At 72.2% G+C, this 17666-nt stretch carries 20 protein-coding genes; 12 read left to right on the forward strand and 8 right to left on the reverse strand.

Annotation, left to right across the window (positions count from 1 at the left end):
* The first annotated feature begins 151 nt into the window (after positions 1–151).
* Both ESZ52_RS18655 and ESZ52_RS18660 read left to right on the forward strand, forming a co-directional pair.
* Positions 152–1498, forward strand: coding sequence for an HNH endonuclease signature motif containing protein (locus ESZ52_RS18655; protein WP_181009854.1), 1347 nt, complete (start codon positions 152–154; stop codon positions 1496–1498).
* Between the two features lie 169 nt (positions 1499–1667).
* Positions 1668–2111, forward strand: coding sequence for an SRPBCC family protein (locus tag ESZ52_RS18660; RefSeq protein ID WP_131106259.1), 444 nt, complete (start codon positions 1668–1670; stop codon positions 2109–2111).
* Between the two features lie 92 nt (positions 2112–2203).
* Here the strand turns inward: ESZ52_RS18660 and ESZ52_RS18665 are convergent, their stop codons facing one another.
* Positions 2204–2752 (reverse strand): hypothetical protein, encoded by a 549-nt coding sequence (locus ESZ52_RS18665; RefSeq protein ID WP_131106260.1) that lies wholly within the window; start codon positions 2750–2752, stop codon positions 2204–2206.
* 196 nt (positions 2753–2948) lie between these two features.
* On the opposite strand from ESZ52_RS18665, the gene ESZ52_RS18670 reads away from it, so the two are divergent.
* The 5 genes from ESZ52_RS18670 (at position 2949) to ESZ52_RS18695 (ending at position 6574) form a co-directional block, all read left to right on the forward strand.
* Positions 2949–3299 carry a hypothetical protein gene (locus tag ESZ52_RS18670; RefSeq protein WP_131106261.1) on the forward strand — a complete coding sequence of 117 codons (351 nt, stop codon included), beginning with the start codon at positions 2949–2951 and terminating at the stop codon, positions 3297–3299.
* 31 nt (positions 3300–3330) lie between these two features.
* On the forward strand, positions 3331–3789 hold the full coding sequence (locus ESZ52_RS18675) for a GyrI-like domain-containing protein (protein ID WP_131106262.1): 459 nt from the start codon (positions 3331–3333) through the stop codon (positions 3787–3789).
* 10 nt (positions 3790–3799) lie between these two features.
* The gene (locus ESZ52_RS18680; RefSeq protein ID WP_131106263.1) at positions 3800–4483 is read left to right on the forward strand and encodes a hypothetical protein; all 684 of its coding nucleotides are present in this window, start codon (positions 3800–3802) and stop codon (positions 4481–4483) included.
* 93 nt (positions 4484–4576) lie between these two features.
* Entirely contained in the window at positions 4577–5821 is a 1245-nt protein-coding gene (locus ESZ52_RS18690; protein WP_181009855.1) for a glycosyltransferase, read from the forward strand.
* Between the two features lie 66 nt (positions 5822–5887).
* Complete coding sequence (locus tag ESZ52_RS18695) at positions 5888–6574, forward strand: hypothetical protein (protein WP_202865382.1); 687 nt, start codon at positions 5888–5890, stop codon at positions 6572–6574.
* On the opposite strand, the gene ESZ52_RS18700 is transcribed toward ESZ52_RS18695, so the two are convergent.
* Positions 6564–6974 carry a GNAT family N-acetyltransferase gene (locus tag ESZ52_RS18700; RefSeq protein WP_181009856.1) on the reverse strand — a complete coding sequence of 137 codons (411 nt, stop codon included), beginning with the start codon at positions 6972–6974 and terminating at the stop codon, positions 6564–6566. The genes ESZ52_RS18695 and ESZ52_RS18700 overlap by 11 nt on opposite strands.
* Before the next feature lie 79 nt (positions 6975–7053).
* Positions 7054–8067: an NAD(P)/FAD-dependent oxidoreductase gene (locus ESZ52_RS18705; RefSeq protein ID WP_131106267.1), complete on the reverse strand. Its 1014-nt coding sequence runs from the start codon at positions 8065–8067 to the stop codon at positions 7054–7056.
* Between the two features lie 28 nt (positions 8068–8095).
* Between ESZ52_RS18705 and ESZ52_RS18710 the strand changes: the two genes are divergently transcribed.
* The gene (locus tag ESZ52_RS18710) at positions 8096–8614 is read left to right on the forward strand and encodes a MerR family transcriptional regulator (RefSeq protein WP_131106268.1); all 519 of its coding nucleotides are present in this window, start codon (positions 8096–8098) and stop codon (positions 8612–8614) included.
* Positions 8615–8764: 150 nt separating this feature from the next.
* Here ESZ52_RS18710 and ESZ52_RS18715 read toward each other — a convergent pair whose 3' ends face one another.
* From ESZ52_RS18715 to ESZ52_RS18725, 3 genes are all read right to left on the reverse strand, one after another.
* The gene (locus ESZ52_RS18715) at positions 8765–9244 is read right to left on the reverse strand and encodes a flavodoxin family protein (protein WP_131106269.1); all 480 of its coding nucleotides are present in this window, start codon (positions 9242–9244) and stop codon (positions 8765–8767) included.
* A gap of 61 nt (positions 9245–9305) precedes the next feature.
* Entirely contained in the window at positions 9306–9659 is a 354-nt protein-coding gene (locus ESZ52_RS18720; RefSeq protein ID WP_131106270.1) for a VOC family protein, read from the reverse strand.
* A gap of 92 nt (positions 9660–9751) precedes the next feature.
* A complete protein-coding gene (locus ESZ52_RS18725) occupies positions 9752–12124 on the reverse strand; it encodes a hypothetical protein (RefSeq protein ID WP_131106271.1) in 2373 nt (790 codons plus the stop codon).
* 130 nt (positions 12125–12254) lie between these two features.
* Between ESZ52_RS18725 and ESZ52_RS18730 the strand changes: the two genes are divergently transcribed.
* The 4 genes from ESZ52_RS18730 (at position 12255) to ESZ52_RS18745 (ending at position 15807) form a co-directional block, all read left to right on the forward strand.
* Entirely contained in the window at positions 12255–13082 is an 828-nt protein-coding gene (locus ESZ52_RS18730; RefSeq protein ID WP_131106272.1) for an alpha/beta hydrolase, read from the forward strand.
* Positions 13079–14200 carry an ATP-binding cassette domain-containing protein gene (locus ESZ52_RS18735; RefSeq protein ID WP_131106273.1) on the forward strand — a complete coding sequence of 374 codons (1122 nt, stop codon included), beginning with the start codon at positions 13079–13081 and terminating at the stop codon, positions 14198–14200. Before ESZ52_RS18730 ends, ESZ52_RS18735 begins: the two co-directional genes overlap by 4 nt.
* The gene (locus ESZ52_RS18740; RefSeq protein ID WP_131106274.1) at positions 14197–15036 is read left to right on the forward strand and encodes an ABC transporter permease; all 840 of its coding nucleotides are present in this window, start codon (positions 14197–14199) and stop codon (positions 15034–15036) included. Before ESZ52_RS18735 ends, ESZ52_RS18740 begins: the two co-directional genes overlap by 4 nt.
* Before the next feature lie 234 nt (positions 15037–15270).
* Positions 15271–15807: an RDD family protein gene (locus ESZ52_RS18745; RefSeq protein WP_181009857.1), complete on the forward strand. Its 537-nt coding sequence runs from the start codon at positions 15271–15273 to the stop codon at positions 15805–15807.
* Between the two features lie 74 nt (positions 15808–15881).
* On the opposite strand, the gene ESZ52_RS18750 is transcribed toward ESZ52_RS18745, so the two are convergent.
* Positions 15882–16739 (reverse strand): hypothetical protein, encoded by an 858-nt coding sequence (locus tag ESZ52_RS18750; protein WP_131106276.1) that lies wholly within the window; start codon positions 16737–16739, stop codon positions 15882–15884.
* A 14-nt stretch (positions 16740–16753) separates the two neighbouring features.
* Positions 16754–17602 (reverse strand): aldo/keto reductase, encoded by an 849-nt coding sequence (locus ESZ52_RS18755; RefSeq protein WP_238154382.1) that lies wholly within the window; start codon positions 17600–17602, stop codon positions 16754–16756.
* Positions 17603–17666: the final 64 nt, after the last annotated feature.

The following is a 17666-nucleotide window of genomic DNA, read 5'->3' on the forward strand; positions in this document are numbered from 1 at the left end:
TATCGGTGCAGGTCAGAGGTTTGTCGGTGCTGGCTGGTTGAGTGTGTTCATGGAGCAGGTATGGGGTGGTGCAGAAGCCGTCGGGGACGGTCTCCTCGGCGCTGCCTCGCCTGCGTCCTGGGCTCTGGAGCCTGACGGGGGGTGGGGTCGGGTGGGGGATGAGCTGCTCGCCGAGGCGCGCGCAGTGGAGCACGTGGAGCGTGCGGAGGCGGCGTGGTGGGCGGCAGTCATGGACGAGGTCGAGGAGTCGCTGCGGGAGGTTCTACAGCAGGCATCGCAGAGTCCCCTGCCCGCGCAGGTGTTGGAGGCTGGCCTGGTCACGGCCAGGCGCGGGATGGCGCAGGCACGTGCGGCCGTTCAGGACCGTGCGCGGCTGCTGGAGGACGACCTGCGGGGAGGGCTGACCCGGTTGGGTGAGCTGTCCCTGGCGACGGGGGCGGCGTTGTTCGCCCTGGCGTTGGAGGCTTCTGCTCGGGGTCTGCCCGGGCAGAGCGGTTTCGGAGTGGTCGACTGGCTCGCGCAGCGCTGCCCGTGGCTGTCGCGCAGTGAGCTGGGCGACATGGACGCCGTGGTCCGGGCCGCCAGGAGCGGGTTGAACATCCCGTTGGTGGAGGCTGTCGCGCAGGGCCGGACGCCGGCGCGGCGGGGTGCGGTCGTGGCGCGGGCGTTGGCCAAGCTGTCCCCGGTCCTGGATCCGGAGGGGTACGAGGCGTTCGTGAAGATCTTCGTCGACGCGGCCTGCGACCCGGCTATCACCGACGCGGTCCTGCACGAGATCATCGAGACCGCGATCAAGGCGTTGCTGGACGAGAAGGACAAGCAGCGTCGGGAGAAGCTGGCCCACGAGGCGCGCTCGTTCACCAGCCGGCGCCTGGCCAACGGGTTGACCCGGTTCACCATCGACGCCCCCGAGGCGGACGCGGCGGTGCTGAACGGGATCGTGACCTCCAAGCTGGCCGCGCCGGCCAGCACCGACGACGCCCCGGATCTGCGCAGCGCGACCCAGCGCCGGTATGACGCGTTCCGGTCGGTCCTGGGCCGGGGGACCACCTGCCCGACGGGCACACCGACCATGCCGCGGGCGACGCTCGTGATCACCATGCGTCTGTCGGACCTGCTGGGCCAGACCCGCGGTGCCGGCCTGACCACCACCGGTGAGGTGCTCTCAGCAGGACAGGTGCGGCGGTTGGCGTGCGAGGCCGAGCTGGTCCCGGCCGTCCTTGGCACCGAGAGCGAGATCCTCGACGTCGGTCGCGAGCACCGGTTGGCCACACCCGCGCAGGTCAGGGCGCTCCGGCTGCGGGACAAGGGCTGCACCTTCCCCGGCTGCACGGTGCCGCCGGAGTGGTGCATCGCCCACCACACCATCTGGTGGTCCCGCGGCGGCGCCACCGACATGGACACCCTCGCCCTGCTCTGCGAGCGACACCACACCCACGTGCACCAGCATGATCTCGAGGCAGAGATCAACGGCAGCCACGTCACCTGGCACGTCTAGCTACCCCGCCCCGCGCCCGACCCCCGGGGGCCGGGCGTTCAGGCCTGCCGCGCTACCGCCACGGCCGCCCGGGGTGTCGCTCCCCGCCGGCCTTAACCCCTGCCTATCCCCGGCGGCCGGACCCTTACACCCCGTAGACCCGCGTCCCTCCCGGTGCTTCACTGATGAGGTGAGGATCGATGTCAGCACCAAGGCTTCGCCGGACCAGGTCCGGCGTGCGCTCATCGACTTCACCGACCGTCGCCTGGAGATCTGGAGCCAGAGCCTCGACCCCAGGACCTATGAGCTGCGCGGGTCCGGCGAGGACTGGGCCGAGGCGAGGGAGAGCACCGCAGGATCGCCGTTCTGGGTCGTGGTGCGGTATGACTGGTCCGACCCCGACGTCGTCCGCTGGACGGTCACGGAGAGCAGCTACGGGGGTGGTGGCCGGGGTGTCGTCCGAGCAACGTCGCGCGCTGGAGGCGGCAGCCAGGTGACCGCGGAGTGGGACTACACCGGTGCCCGCCTACTCCAGAAGCCGCTGCTGTGGCTCATCGGGCACGGCCCGATCCGGCGCCTGATCGCCCGACGGTGGACCTCGGCCTTGGACCGGTTCGCCGAGGAGGACGGTTGAGCGGGAGTGTTGAGAAGGACGGTTGAGGGACGACGGTTGAGGGACGACGGTTGAGGGACGACGGTTGAGCGGGAGGGTTGCTGCGGCGACCGTCAGTCCGCTGCCGACAGCTTGGCCACCATGAGGTCCAGGCCGCGTCGGGCCGCCTGCTCGGCCGCACGGACCCGGCTGGCCATCTCCCGGGTCGCGGCCAGCGTGGCCGTCGCCCGGTCCACCGCCTCCCGACACGCCGCGACCCCGTCGGCGCGGTCCCGGGCGAGGTCGGCCTGATCCTGCTGGAAGCCCTGCACCTCCGCGGCCGCCAGCTCGGCCGCCCGGTCCAGGAGGAAACGGTAGGCGGCCCGTACCTTCTTCGGGGTCGTCTTACGCTCGAGGCCGTCGACCTCCTCGTCGAGGGTCTGGCGCATGAACGGCAGCGGGGTGGAGGTGTAGCGCTCGCTGGCGGCGGCCTCCTCGGCCCGGGCCAGCCGGTCCTGTGCCTCGGTCAGCTCCCGCTCCGCCTCGCGGACGGCCGCGGCAGCCGCGTCCCGATGAGCGGCGAACCGCGCCTCCAGGGCGTAGACCAGCTGCTCCTGCTCCCCTGGCGCCAGGCCCTCCCCTGCCGCACCCGCCGTCGCACGTGCCCGGTCCTGCTCAGACATGCCCGCACACCTCATACCTCTGGCTCATCACCCCACTGTCTCACCCAGACCCTCGCCCGGGAGAGGCGCCAGCCCGGTCCTGCGCGGTGCGCGCCCGGAGCCGGGGACGGGGCAGGGGCGCGGGCGCACGGCCTGACACCGGTGTGCGCACGAGCGAGGGCAGACGCGAGACCGCCGGCGATGCCAAGATGGCGGAGTGACCTCAGAGACGCGGATGGTGGCGCTGGGCTTCGGCAAGTTCGCCCGGGCCGACCGCATCTTCGCCCTGGAGCGGATCACCGGTGAGGAGCGGGGAGACGGTCGCCGCACCCGGGTCTGGATCGAGGGGGTGGCCGAGCCGCTGGTCGCCTCTCGGACCGAGAGCACGATCCTGCGCGACATGGGCCAGGACGCCGCGGTCGTCGGCCCCGAGCTCGACGAGGCCCTGGACCTCGCGCAGCGGCTCGCGTCGGCGGCCCAGGCGGGCCGCGTGGACCTCAACGACCTCGGCCGACGCGCGCGTCGGCTGCTCTCCTCCACCACCCGGCCGACCCCGCCGGGTTCCTGACCATCCCACCCACCACGCCAGGAGGCCCCTGATGACTGAGCACCCAGAGCTGATCGACCTCGAGCCAGCACCCACCGCGGTGATCCGTGGAGCGGTCTCGATGACGCAGGTCACGGACTTCTACGACCGGTCCTTCACGGAGGTCGCGGCCGCTCTCGCGGCACAGGGCCTGTCCCCCGGCGCGGCCTTCGGGCTGTACCTGGCGCCGCCGGGTGACGTGCTCGAGCTCGAGGTCGGCTTCGTCGTGAAGCGCCGCGTCGAGGAGCACGGCGACGTCGTGCCCTCCAGCCTCCCGGGCGGTCGCGTGGCCCGGCTGGTCCACACCGGTGCCTACGACGAGCTCAGCGAGGCGTGGGAGCGGCTGATGACCTGGGTGGGCGACCAGGGACTCACGCCTGCCGGTCCCACGTGGGAGATCTACGTCACCGAGCCCACGCCGGAGACGAACCCCGCGAGCCTGCGCACCGACCTCTTCTGCCCCGTGCGCTGACCGCTGTTCCGTGAGCACTCCCGCGCAGAGCACGACCGCAGAAGGCACGACCGCAGAAGGCGCGACCGCAGAAGGCACCACCAAGACACGCCGCACGACCTGGCTGGCCGCCGGAGGAGGCGTCATCCTCGGCGCGGTCGCGACCATCGCGGTCCTCTACGGTCTGGGCTGGGGGCCGGACGACGGGCTCGACGAGAGCACGATCACCTTGCCGGAGACAGCCGACGGTCTGCGCACCGAGACCGCCGTGGTCGAGGACCTGAGAGGGGAACCCCTCGCCGGCCGGGAGGAGGCTCTGACCGAGACGGCCGAGCTGCTGTCGGCAAGCCGGGGCGGAGCAGCGACCGCCGTGCAGGCCTACGCCAGTGACGACTATGACGAGCGGTTCACGGTCTGGGCCGTCGCGGACGAGTCACCATCGCTGTGGAGCGACCAGGAGTCCGAGGCCCTCGCAGAGTTGATGGGGCTCAAGACCTCGATGGAGTGGGTCGAGCGCGACGGCAACGTGGAGTGTCTGGTTGAGCCCGCGATGCCGATGTTGGACGGCAGCGACCGCGACGTGGAGCTGCGCGTCGGTCAGTGCCAGCTGGTGCAGGAGGGGATGACGCTGGTGCTGACCGGGATGGGCGACGGCACCCTCACCCGTCCTGCCGCCGTTCTGCGGGACGTCGCGGAGAACCTCACGCGCGGTTGAGCACGTCGCTGCCCTGAGGCACGGCGCGCACTGCTGTGACGCACGGTCGTGAGCGACGACGACGACGTCCGGGACGGACGGCACACTGGAGCGATGCGCATCGCCCTCCTCGCAGCCGGCAGCCGCGGCGACTACCAACCGGTCCTCGCCGTCGCCCGAGGCTTGGCGGGCCGCGGACACGACGTGGGTGTCACCGCGACCAGCGACTTCGTCGGGATGGTGCGCGCCGCGGGGGTGCGGCCCGAGGAGGTCGCTGTCGACGCCATGGGCTACTACCGCGATGACGCGCTGCAGCAGGGGATGCCGATCGGCCTGGAGGCGCAGATGGAGCTCCTCCGGGACGTCGCCCGGGTCCTGGCACCTGCGGTCCGCGCGGCGATGACCGACCTGCTGCCACGCTACGACGCCCTGGTGACGACGGCGATGACCTCGGCCTGGGCCGGGATGGTCGGTGGGCCGCGCAAGCCGCAGGTGCTGATGATGTTCGTGCCCGCTATCCCCTCGGTCTGGGGCGACTCCAGCCTGTTCTCGGTCCGGGCGGACCGGTCGGTGCACAACTTGGTGGCGGGCGTCCGCGCGCTGGGGCCGGCGATGCGGCTCGCCTCGGCCGACCCGGCTGCCACGTGGAGAGAGCGGCTGCGCGGCCTGCACCAGCTGGCAGGAGCACCGGCGTTCGTGGCGAACAGTGCCCAGATCGTGACGCCACGGCGGGTGAGCGGGCGGCTGGTCCGCACCACCGGCTACCCCTTCCGCGACCTGCCGGAAGACTCTGCCCTGCCGGAGCCGGTCGTTCGGTTCCTCGACGCGGGGGCTCCCCCGGTCTACGTCGGGCTCGGGTCGCACACGGTGCCGGCGGTGCGGGAGGCGATGCGCCATACCGTCGATGCCGCGGTGACGATCGGGCACCGCGCCGTCGTGCAGCGAGGGTCCGGGCTGGAGGACGAGGAGGGGTATGGCGATGGGTATGGCGATGGGTATGGCGACCAGGTCCTGTTCGTGGGCGACGTCCCCCACGAGCTGCTCTTCCCCCGCGCGGCGGCGGTGGTGCACCACGGCGGCGCGGGCACGACCGCGCAGGCGCTGCGGGCGGCCCGCCCGCAGGTCGTGATGCCGTTCACGATGGACCAGCCGTTCTTCGCCCGGCGGGTGCACGAGATCGGGGTGGCCTCGGCTCCGGTGCCCACCCCTCAGGCCTCACCGGAGCGGCTGCGCTCCGCGTTGGAGTCGGCCCTGCACCCCGCCGTCGTGGACCGGGCGGTCGAGGTCGGCCGTCGCGTCGGTGCGGAGGACGGGGTGCGCGGCGCTGTCGAACTCATCGAGCAGGAGCTGGGGGGCTGAGCCGGACCACCACGCCGGCGCCTTCCGCGGTGCGGCGAGAGCCCCGCCCGTGCCAGCCTCGGAGAGGTGATCGACACCATCCTGTTCGCGGGCTTCGCCCTGGCCTATGCCGCGCTGCTGGTCCGGGGTGTCGTCATGGTCAGACGCCTGGGCAGAGTCGTCGTCTCCGACGTGGTCCTGCTCGTCATCGCTGCCCTGGTCTACGACAACGCGATCATCGCCGCCGGCCGGGTCATCGGCGAGGGCCCGTTGCTGGAGGGACTGAACCTGGCGCGGTTCTGGGTGCACGCGCTGCTGACCCCGCTGCTGGTGCTCTTCGCCTGGCACGCCACCGCCCGTGCGGGCGTGCGCTGGGCCCAGACTCGGGTCGCCGCGCTCGTCTCGATCCTGGTCGTCCTGGCCCTGTACGTCCTGGAGTTCGTCACCGTGCTCGCCGGGCTGCGCATCGAGCCGGGCTGGGAGTACGGGGTGCTCTCCTACAGCGACGCCACGGGCGGCGGGGGACCGCCGATCATGGTGCTCGTCGTCGCATTCACCCTGCTGGTCGCCGGCTTCCTGGTCTGGCGACGGACAGGCTGGGTGTGGCTGCTGCTCGGCGCGGTGCTGATCACGGCCGGGAGCGCCGTCCCGGTGCCGGTGGACAGCGGCGCGATCACCAACGCCTTCGAGCTGGCGCTGCTGGTCTCGATCCTGGCGACCAAGGCGAACCAGGACCACCGGGAACGGGCCGCGGACGGACCGGTCAGCCCCTGAGCACGCGCCACATCCCGCGCATCTCCTGATCCCCCCAGCCCAGGCTGCGGTAGAGCTTCTCTGCCGCGGGCGTGGCGAACAGCCCGACGCAGCAGTGACCCGGGGCAGCGGCGCGCACCTGGTCCATGAGTGCCTCGACGACCCTCCGCCCGAGACCTTGTCGCTGGTGGTCCGGGTGCACCGCCACGTCCTGGACGTAGAAGTAGAACGCTCCGTCACCGACGACCCTGCCCATCGCGACCAGCTCACCATCGTCGGCGTGCACGACGACGCCGGCGGTGGATCCCTGGAGCGAGGCGGGCATCGAATCCCACCAGAACGAACCGCCCCAGCCGACAGACTCGGCGAGCCGCCGGTGCTCCTCCGGGGTGGGGATCCGAGGGGTGAGGGCGTACGGCATACCAGCTCCTTGGGGTCGCGCAGGGTCAGGCGGAAGGACCAGCGCAGTATGCAGGGGCAGGCACCCCTCGCGTGCGGGGTCAGCGGTCAGCGAGCGAGTCAGCGAGCGAGTCGGCGACGACCGTGGCGGCGGCAAGGGCGCCCGCGGCGACCGCCTGGGCGACCGAGGCCATCGGCATCGGCAGGGCGGGCACATGGGCCATGTCCCCGGCTGCATACACACCAGCCCGGCTGGTGCGGCCGCGCTCATCCACCCGCACGCAGCCGGAGGGGTTGAGCTCCAGGCCCAGCTGGTCGGCGAGCGGCGCGGTCTGGCGCAACGCGGTCCCGACGAAGACGCCGGCCGCCTCGACCATCTCACTCGAGCCCAGCGTGATCCGCACGCCTTCGCCGTGCCGCCGGACCTCGACCACCCGGTCCGTCAGCACGGGGACCTCGCCAGGGACCGGCAGGGCGCCGGTCAGTTCCTCGCCGTTCGTCAGGACGACGACCTTGCCGGCGACCGGGGCAAGAAGCCCAGGTAGGTGCCCAGCGGGACCCGCCCCGATCACGGCGACCGTCCGTCCGGCGAACTCATGCCCGTGGCAGAAAGGGCAGTGCGCGACCAGGTCGCCCCACAGCTCCCTCAGGCCCGGGATGTCGGGCAGCTGGTCCCGCACGCCGGTCGCGAGCACGACCCGACGCGCGGTCAGCTCCGTCCCGTCATCCAGCGTGATGCGGAAAGCGCTCGACCCCGGCTGCTGCGGCTCGGGGAGGTCGGTGACTGCACTCACCCGGGCCTGCCGCACCACGACGGTCGGGTATGCCGCGAGCTCGGCATGCGCGAGACGACGGAAGTCCGCGGGGGGTGTCCCGTCGCGGGTGATGAAGTTGTGCATCTCGGCGGCGGGTGCGTTGCGACCCTCGCCCGCGTCGAGCAGGACGACGTCACGATGGACGCGGCCGAGGGTGAGGGCTGCCTGGAGGCCGGCCGGGCCGCCTCCGACCACGACGACGTCGAGAGCGTGGAAAGGGCTGTCGGGACCGCCCGCGAGTCGATCGGCGTGAGCCTCGAGGCGGTCGCGGCGGTCTGCTGAGTGCTGGGTGCTGTTCATGAGGCCGATGCTGTACCTTCAGGTTGACATGAAGGCAAGCCCACCGAAAGACGACGGCACCGAGGCCGCAGGGGACCGCACGGGCGACGTCACCTCCACGAGCATCGCCGGCGTATCCGCCGAGGCCGGTGGTACCGGCGCGACCTGGAGAGTCGGCGAGCTGGCCGACCGGGTCGGTCTGGCCAGCCACGTCCTGCGTCACTGGGAGGACGTCGGCCTGCTCTCACCGCGGCGCGACGCCTCCGGCTACCGGCGCTACACCCGTGATGACCTGGTGCGGGTGCTGACGATCCGCAGCAGCCAGGCCGCCGGGATGAGTCTGGAGCAGGTCCGCACCCTGCTCGACGTCGACTCGGCCGGCCGCCACGAGGTGCTCGAGGCTCATCTCGTCCGGCTCGAGGAGCAGCGGCGGGAGCTGGAGCGCTCCCGGCTGATGACCGAGCATGCCCTGCGCTGCCAGGCCCATGACATCGCGCTGTGCCCTCGCTTCATCTCCTACGTGCAGGACCTGGTCGACGGCGTGGCGCGCGGGACAGGACCGGCATGACCGGCATGACCGGCTACGACGCGTTCGCACGCGCCTCCTCCGAGGCGAACGAGGACCACCTGCTCAAGCCTGAGGTGCCGTACAGCACTCACCCGGCTAGCACTCGGCTTTCGCACGGCTATCCCTCGGCAGGACCCGGGCCTCCACGGCCTACCCGGGCATCACCGTGGCGGCGAGGACGCCACCGAGCTCACGGCAGGCCTCCAGGTCTGCCTTGCCGGCGCCACCCCTCACCTCCAGGACGGGCGCAACCGGCTCCCATCCCAGCGCCGAGGTGATGCTGCGGATCGCTCTCACCGCGCCCTCCAGACCCTCGTTGCCGTGCACGTAGGCGGCAAACGGCCGGCCGCGGGTCGCGTCCAGGCACGGGTAGTAGACCTGATCGAAGAAGTGCTTGAGCGCCCCGGACATGTAGCCGATGTTGGCAGGGGTTCCGAGCAGGTAGGCGTCGGCCTCCAGCACGTCCACGGGACCGGCCAGGAGGGCAGGACGAACGGTGACCTCGACCCCCTCGATCTGCTCGTCCCGTGCGCCTGACAGGGCAGCCTCAAGCATCGCCTGCAGGCCCGGTGACGGGGTGTGGTGCACGACCAGCAGGCGGCGGGGCTCCAGGTCCTGGCTGCTCGACATACCTCCAGGCTAGGCGCGCCCGCGACGTCGGCGCGGTGGCCGCGGCCGCCGCCCGCGTCCGTCAGAAGTGCGGGCCTGAGACGCAGAACTCGTTGCCCTGCGGGTCGGTCAGGGTGACCCACCGGAAGTCCTCGCCCCCGCGTCGGGCCACCACACCGGCTCCGGCGGCGACCAGCCGCTCGACCTCGGCGTCGAGGTCGGGGGCGGTGAGGTCCAGGTGCAGCCGGTTCTTGCCCGGCGAGACCTCGTCCACCTTCTGGAAGGCCAGCCGCACCGGCAGCGTGCCGCCGATGAGCATGACGAACCCCCCGTCGTAGCTGTCGTGCACCTCCGCCCCGGTCTGCTCGGCCCACCAGCTTGCCAGGGCGCGCGCGTCGGTCGTGTCGGTCGTGACCATGCCCAGTGTCAGTGCCATGGAGTCAACCTAGACCTGCTCGCGCCCCGACCGCAGCACTCTTCCGAGGTGGGGCGAGCACCCGGTCACGCGCCGTCGGGAGGCGGAACCGGTCACCGGAACCCTCTCGACGGGTCACCCGTCAGGAGCCGCAGGGAGAAGTCCTCGTAGCCCTCCACGACCACGGTGAGCTCGGGGTCGGTTCGCGGCGGGCTGACCGAGTTGGCCACCGTGACCAGTGAGGTGACCGGCTGGTCCGTCCAGCTGGACCACCAGCCGTCCGTGCCCCACAGGCCGTCAGCGGGGTGGCCGTCGACCTCGAACCGGATCCGCCCTCGACCCGCCGTCGTGATCTGCGCCACCACCTCGCCGTCGGGCGCGAGGTCGACCGTCACCGTCCCCTCCTGGAGGTCTGGGGCTTCGATGGTGCCCACCGTCTCGTAGGTTCCCAGGTCCGCGCCGAGGTGCGTGTCGGGCGGGGGTGAGCCCGCCGGCCAGACGTCGGCCGGGATGGCGGCGGAGGAGAAGTCGAACTCCTCGTACGGGACAGGGGTGTAGCCCACGATCGTGGTGGCGGGGTGGCCCGGTGCTGGCGGGGCGGCGACCGTGACCGGGCCGGGGCCCGTCGGCAGCAGTGCGAAGTGGGGCTGCCGCAGCTCCTGGAGGGCGGTCTCCAGGTCCGTCTGGAGCCAGAGGGGTCCTACCTCAGCCCCCCTGGTGATCTGGCCCTCCCCCCAGAGGGCCCACGTGGCTGGGTCCGCCGCACGGGTAGCCAGGATCACCATCTCCTCAGGCAGCCCAGCCGCGCCATCGAGCACCAGCTCGCGGGCGTGGCCGTCGGCGGGCACCTCCCACTGACCGACCAGACGGTGGCCGGTCGTGAACAACGGCACGTCCGGTGCCGCGAGCGCAGTCACCGGTGCGGTGTCGACCCTGGCAGGCAGAGCGTCGGTGAGGGCAACCTGCAGGTGGTCCTCCACGTTCTCGGTGATCACCTCGACCGTGACCGTCCGGGCGTCGCCCGGCGCGGGGGCGACCTGGCTGGGCACGGTGAACGTCCGCACCGTGTCCGGGGCGGCGACGAGCCACCGCCCGTCGCGGAGGTCGACCTCCTGGGTGGACCAGTCCGCGTACTCCCGAAGGTCGGGCATCGCGATCGGGCCGTCGTCCACAGGCTCGTCCAGGTAGGACGTCAGCAGGGTCATCCACGCCGCGACGTCGCCGTCGTCCGTCGCCGGGACCCCGTCGACGACCACCGAGATGCTGCCGGTCCGTCCCGCCCAGACCCGGATCGTGCTCCCGTGCGTGATGGAGACCGGCTGACTCGCGCGCCAGCCGTAGAAGGTGCCCGTCCCCCCGGCCGAGAGGTCGAGCTCGACCGCGCCGTCCTCGACGGGCGGCCCCTGGGTCAGGGTGCCCCGCGCCGCGGGCACGAGATCGCTGTCCGTCTCCTGGTAGATGCCCAGGGTCGCGACGCCTCCGCCGGGCATGTCGCCGCTGAGCTCCAGCAGCCCCTGCCCGCTCGGTGGGAGCGGCACCACCTGGGTGACGGGCGGGGACCCCGTCCGACCCGCGCACGGCAGCGTGATCTGGACGTCGTCGACCGTCAGCGTCCCGGTCGGGACGACGAGGTGGTCGTCCTCCGCGGGCGGCATCTCGCACCAGAGGACGCCGAAGGCCGCGAAGACGGACTCGGGCGCGGGCGGTAGGTCGACCGAGGCGCTGCGCCGGCCCTTGTCGAGCGTCACGGTCTCCTGCAGGTGCACCCCGTTCACCGACCGCGGAGGGTCGCCATCGTCCCTCAGCACCCAGCCGGCGTCGGTGAGGTCGGTCTCCCCGATCTGCGCGAGCGTCGCGGGGTCGCCCTCCCCGTCCTCCGTTCCCTCGTCTCCCCGGCCCGCGTCCTGCAGGACAGCGACGACCAGTGCAGCCGAGAGCAGGGCCGCGATGAGCGCGCCACGTCCACGCCACCGGGGGCGTAACGGGCCACCCTCGGGCGTGGCGTCCAGGACGGATCCTTCAAGGTCGGGCCCGGACAGTGCGTGCTGGTCGGCTACGGCGACGAGCGCGACGTCGAGCCCCGGGACGGACGGGACCATCGTGTCGACCTTGCTCCTCGACACCCCCACGGCCTCGGCGGTGCGCTCGGCGTCCCATCCCTCGACCAGGCGCAACGCCGCGGCGGCCCGGGCGCGGGGCCGCAGGCTGCGGAGCGCGTCCCCGGCATCGCCATTGGTGGCGCCAACGGTGGCGCCGACGCCCTCCGGTTGACGAGGAGCTGAGCGGAGGTAGCGCCGGACCAGGTCGGTCCTCAGCCGGTCGGGCGACACCGCTGCTGCCGGGTCGCGGTCCGCGAGCGTGCGCGCGACGAGCACCGTCGCGGAGCCCTCGTCACCGGCGAGCATCGTGGCCAACCGGTGCAGGTCGGCCCCGTGCGCGCGGACGAGCTCGCGCAGCTCGGTGCTCCCCGGTGACGTCGTCGTCATCCGCACATCATGCCTGGTCCGACGGCACCTCGTGCGGCACCGGTGGTGACCCGACGGGGGGGCTACCCCCACCCGGTTCCTCCGGGTGGCCGTCTGTCTGCACAGCCCCCAACAGCGGAATCGTGAGCGCATGGACGCAAACCCCTACATCCACCCCGGGCCCGGAGCAGGGCCGCTGCGTTACCGTGAGCACCACGTCGGCGGGCACCAGCTGCTGGCCTGCGACCCCCCGGGCGGGGCACGCATCGTGGAGGCGCTCGGCGACGTGGTCGCCGCGGACCACATCGCCGTTCTCGTGCCGGGCAACGGCCACCACCAGGGCAACTACTTCACCGAGCGGGGGCCGGTCGCGCCCCGGGCACGCGGTCAGCTCCTGCTGCGGACGATGCAGGACCTCGCACCCGAGACCCGCGCCGCGGTCGTGGTGTGGGTCGGGTACCACGCACCGCCCGGGCTGGCCGCGGCCGCCGACAGCGGTCCCGCCCTCAACGGTGCGCCCGACCTGGCTCGGCTGACCCACTACCTGCCCCGGTCCGCCCACCTGACGCTCGTCGGGCACAGCTACGGCAGCACGGTCAGCGGCCTGGCGCTCGCCCGAGCCCGCGTCGGGGACTGCGTGGCCCTCGGGAGCCCCGGTATGGGCGTGTGGCGCCGCGCGCAGCTCGGCGATGCCCGCCTGTGGGCAGGCCAAGCGCCGACGGACTGGATCCGGCACTTCCCGCGGGTCCGGCTCGGCCGGTTCGGCCTCGGCCGCTCACCGCTACACCCCGAGCTAGGCGCCACCCGCTTCGGCACCGGCGAGGTCACCGGCCACTGCGGCTACTACACCGAGGGGAGCGAGTCGCTGCTGAACGTCGCCCGGATCGCGCTGGGCCGCTATGACGAGGTGACGCTGCCCGAGCACCAACCAGCCACCACGCGGCATACCGCACCGGCACCTGAGCTGGCACGAGCATGAGCGACGAGACCAGGGGCGGCACAGGTCACGCCGGCAGGACTACCTGCGTCGGCAGCACCACCAGCACCGCGCAGAGAACCGTGGCGATCCGTGCCGAGGCACTCCGCAAGCACTATCCCGGCCGGGGTGCCGCGCTGGACGGTTTCGACCTCACGGTCGGGTCCGGCACGGTGCACGGCCTGCTGGGCCCGAACGGGGCGGGCAAGACCACCGCCGTGCGGATCCTGACCACGCTGACCAGCCTAGGCTCCGGCCGGGCCCAGGTCGCCGGGCGCGACGTGGCCACGGACCCCTCGGGCGTGCGCGCCCGCATCGGCCTGGCTGGGCAGCACACGGCGGTGGACGAGCTCCTGAGCGGACGGCAGAACCTGGAGATGTTCGCGCGCCTGCACCGGATGCGGGCGCGTGCGGCACGGGTCCGAGCCGCTGCCCTCCTGGAACGTTTCGACCTCGAGGCCGCCGCGGACCGACCGGCGGGCCACTACTCCGGCGGCATGCGTCGGCGGCTCGACCTGGCCGTGAGCCTCATCCGCAGCCCCGAGGTGCTCTTCCTCGACGAGCCGACCACCGGCCTGGACCCCCGCAGCCGCAGCGAGGTATGGAGTGCGGTCCGCGAGCTCGCGGCGACGGGCACCACCGTGCTGCTCACCACGCAGTACCTCGAGGAGGCCGACCGGCTGTGCTCACGGATCTCGGTGATGGAGCAGGGCCGTGTGGTGGCGGAAGGCTCACCCGCCGAGCTCAAGTCCCTGGTCGGTGGCAGCCGGGTCGAGGTCCTGGTGCCCGAGGGCCGGGACCTGCTCGGTGTGGCAGGGGCGCTCTCGGCCGTCCTGGGCGAGGCCCCGGAGGTCGACGCGGTGGGACGCCGCGTCTCGCTTCCCGTGCACGGTGGCGGTGAGGCGCTCATCCGCCTGGGGCACGCGGTGGACGAGATCGGGCTCGACCCGGCCACTGTGTCGCTCCGCCGTCCGGACCTCGACGAGGTCTTCCTCCACCTGACCGCCATACCGGTCTCCCGGCTGAGACCTCGGCCCGGTCCCGGCTCAAGCCCCCAGTCAGACCGGCCGTCGGACCCTCGGTCGGACCCCCGACCGAAGCTGCAAGGAGCCAGACGATGAGCACCTCGACGCTCGAGCGCCTCCCCCGGAGCCGCGTCTCCGAGCTGGGCTGGGCAGCCAGCGACACCTGGGTCGTGGCCAGGCGGCACCTGCTGCGCCTGGTGCGTCGACCGGACGAGCTGCTGGGCACGCTGCTCATCCCGGTCATGGCCGTGGTGATGTTCGGGTTCGTCTTCGGCGACGCGTTCGGCGCCGCCATGGCGGTGCCGGGTGGTGAGTACCGCGACTTCCTCCTCCCGGGGCTCTTCGCTCTCACGATGGCCTTCGGCATCGGCAACACCACCATCGCGGTCGCGGCCGACGTCCGCGGCGGCGTGCTGGACCGGATGCGCTCGCTGCCGATGTCCAACGTGGCGCTGCTGACCGGACGGGTGCTGGCGGACCTCGTGACGGCCGTGGTCGAGCTGGTGATCCTGATGACGCTCGGGATGGTGCTGGGCTGGCAGTGGCACGGGAGCCTCGCCGCGGTGCTCGCCGCGGTCGGCCTGCTGCTGCTCCTGCGCCTGGCCCTGTCCTGGGTCGGGATCCTGCTGGGCCTGCTCGTCAGCGGGCCGGAGGCGGCGATGAAGTACTTTGCGCTGGTCTTCCCGCTGGCCATGGTCGCGGACACCATCGTGCCCACGTCCCTCATGCCGGGATGGCTTGCCGGGGCGGCCGAGTGGAACCCCCTCTCCGCCACGGTGATCGCGGTCCGGCACCTCTTCGGCGGTCCTGGTGGTGCGGGGACCTCGTGGGTCTCCGAGCACGCAGTGGCGATGGCGGTGGGCTGGCCGCTGGCGATCACCGCGGTCGGGGCCTTCCTGGCTCTGGCCCGCCTGCGCCGCCTGGGCCGGTGAGGTGGGAGCCGTTCGTCCGACACGAACTCGTAGACGCTCCGGGGATCTGCCTGGATGACGCGGCTGATGTGTCGACTCTCTATCTGCGGAAGACTCCCAGGGGGCTCGCCCCCTGCACAAGCCTTGACCTGGCCCGCCCTCCCTGGCTCGGCCCCGGTGCCCGGTGGCGTGCTCGTCGGAGGAACAATGGGATGGGTCGGCATAGAACGGGCGTGCCGACAGGTCAGGAGGGGCATGGACTCCACCCCAGGGGCAGACACTGAGATCCGCGGGACCGACAACGGTCCGGCTGGCCTGGCGCCGTGGGAGAGGCGGGTGTGGGCGACCTGGTTCGACCTGGTCGTGGTGGGTTCGCCCAGCCTGGTGCCGATCCTCTACGCGCTCGCCACGGCGGAGCAGACCGGCGTCAGCGCCACGGGCTCGGCTGAGCTCACGCCGGTGGGTCTGGGTCTGGTCGCCGTGTGGGTCGGGGTTCTGCTCTACCTGGCGCTGTGGGGCTGGAACCGGTATGCGGTGCAGGCGCGCGCCGGTGCGAGCCTGGGCAAGAGGCGGCAGCAGATCCAGGTGGTGCTCGCCGCCGACGGCAGCGCCCCGTCGGGAGCACGGCTGCTGGCCAGGGACGTCGCGCACGTCCTGGACGTCCTGCCCGCGTGCCTGGGGCTGCTGTGGCCGATCTGGGACAGGCGGCGGCAGACGTTCGCCGACAAGATCGTCGGCAGCGTCGTCGTCACCGTCGTCGCGGACCGGCGGGACGAGGTCGTCGTCCGGTAGGTCCATCGGTTGTCGATCGGTTCTCGATCGCTTGTCGGTCGGTTGCCGGTCGTCTTCAATCGGCTGTCGATGGGTCAGGTGGAGTCACGGGGGTCCGTCAGCACCACGTCCCTGGGTCGCTGGATGACGTGCGTCAGCGACTCGACGGACACCCATCCCTCCCACGTCCCGTGCTGCTGGTAGGCCAGCTCCGGCCGGCCGTCGATGTCGTGGCCGACGTACTCGATGTGCGCCAGGGCGTCGCGGACGGCGAGGACGCGGACCGGGTTGCCCTTCCACCGGGCCGTCGTCCGTACGGTGAAGGCTGCGACGACGTCGTCGAGAGGCACCGAGCGTCGCCAGCCGCCATGCCGGTCCTGCTCGAAACCCTCCGGCTGGGGGGTGCTCGTGGGCGCCCACAGCCAGACGATCGGTCTCTTGTGCCGGTCACCGTAGCTGTGCGTCGGTCCGGAGGCGGCATACGCAACTCCCCGGTAGACGGCGTAGAGCCCGGCACGCACGGGGCCATCTGCCCACGCCGAGCCGGCCGGCGGCAGCGGGAGCTGCACGGTCTGCTCGATGACCTCGGTCAGCTCGCTCGAGGGCACGTAGTGGCGGTTACTGCGCTCGGGCGGGTCCGCGACCCTGAGGCGTCCGTCGAGATCCCGCCGAACGTCCTCGAGGAAGGCACTGTCGCCGCTCACACCTGTCACGATCACCGGCCGGCCACGCCAACGGGCCGTGGTCGTGACTTCGATCAGCTCGGAGATCTCCTCGGGCAGGATCCGTCGGCGCCAGCCGCCCGCGGGGTCGGCGGTGAAGCCCGGGGGCCGGGGCTGGTCGTGCGAAGCCCTGAGCCAGATCGGGGAGCCCGCGACGTACTGGTCGCACCTGTAGGCAACGCCGTCGACGACGGCATACCGCCCGGCCCGGACCCCCGGCGCGTCCGTCACGACGCCGTCAGCCGTCAGGCGCGGACCTGGGTGAAGTCGGCCGTCGCCGGGTCGGCACCGATGCGCTCGTCGCTGTCCAGCGCGCTGATGGCCGCCATGTCCTGCTCGGTCAGCTCGAAGGAGAACAGGTCGATGTTGCTGGCGATCCGTTCCGGCGTCACAGACTTGGGGATGATGATCGTGCCCTGCTGCAGGTGCCACCGCAGGACGACCTGGCCCGGGGTGACGCCGAGCCGCTCGGCGACCTCGGTCACCGCCGGGGCGTGCAGGTCCTTGCCCTGCCCCAGCGGCGAGTAGGCCTGCACCGCGACCCCCGCGGCGCGGCTCGCGGTCTGGGTGTCCACCTGCTGGAAGCTGGGGTGGATCTCGATCTGGTTGACCGCCGGGACGACGTCGGTCTCGGCGAGCAGCCGCTCCAGGAACGGGGGGAGGAAGTTGGAGACGCCGATGGCCCGGACCGCACCCTCGGCATACAGCTTCTCGAAGGACCGCCAGGTCTCGATGTAGCGGTCCGCGCTGGGGTAGGGCCAGTGCACCAGGTAGAGGTCGACGACGTCCAGGCCGAGCGCCGTGCGGCTGGCCTCGAACGCGCGCAGCGTCGAGTCGGCGCCCTGGTCGCCGTTGCGTAGCTTGGTGGTGACGAAGACATCCTCCCGGGGCAGTCCGCTGGCCCGCAGCGCGGCACCGACGCCCGCCTCGTTGTAGTAGGCCGCGGCGGTGTCGATGTGCCGGTAACCGGCCTCCAACGCCTGCTCGACGGCGCGCTGGGTGCCGTCTTCGGGCACCTGGAAGACCCCGTAGCCGACCTGGGGGATCAGCACGCCGTTGTTGAGCTCGATGGAGGGCACAGGTGTCGTCGTCACACCGGTGCTTACACCGAGGCGGGTCCGGCTATTCCGGGGTCTGTGTCGTGCCCAGGACTGCTGT

The sequence above is a fragment of the Ornithinimicrobium sufpigmenti genome, assembly GCF_004322775.1.
Lineage (GTDB): Bacteria > Actinomycetota > Actinomycetes > Actinomycetales > Dermatophilaceae > Ornithinicoccus > Ornithinicoccus sufpigmenti.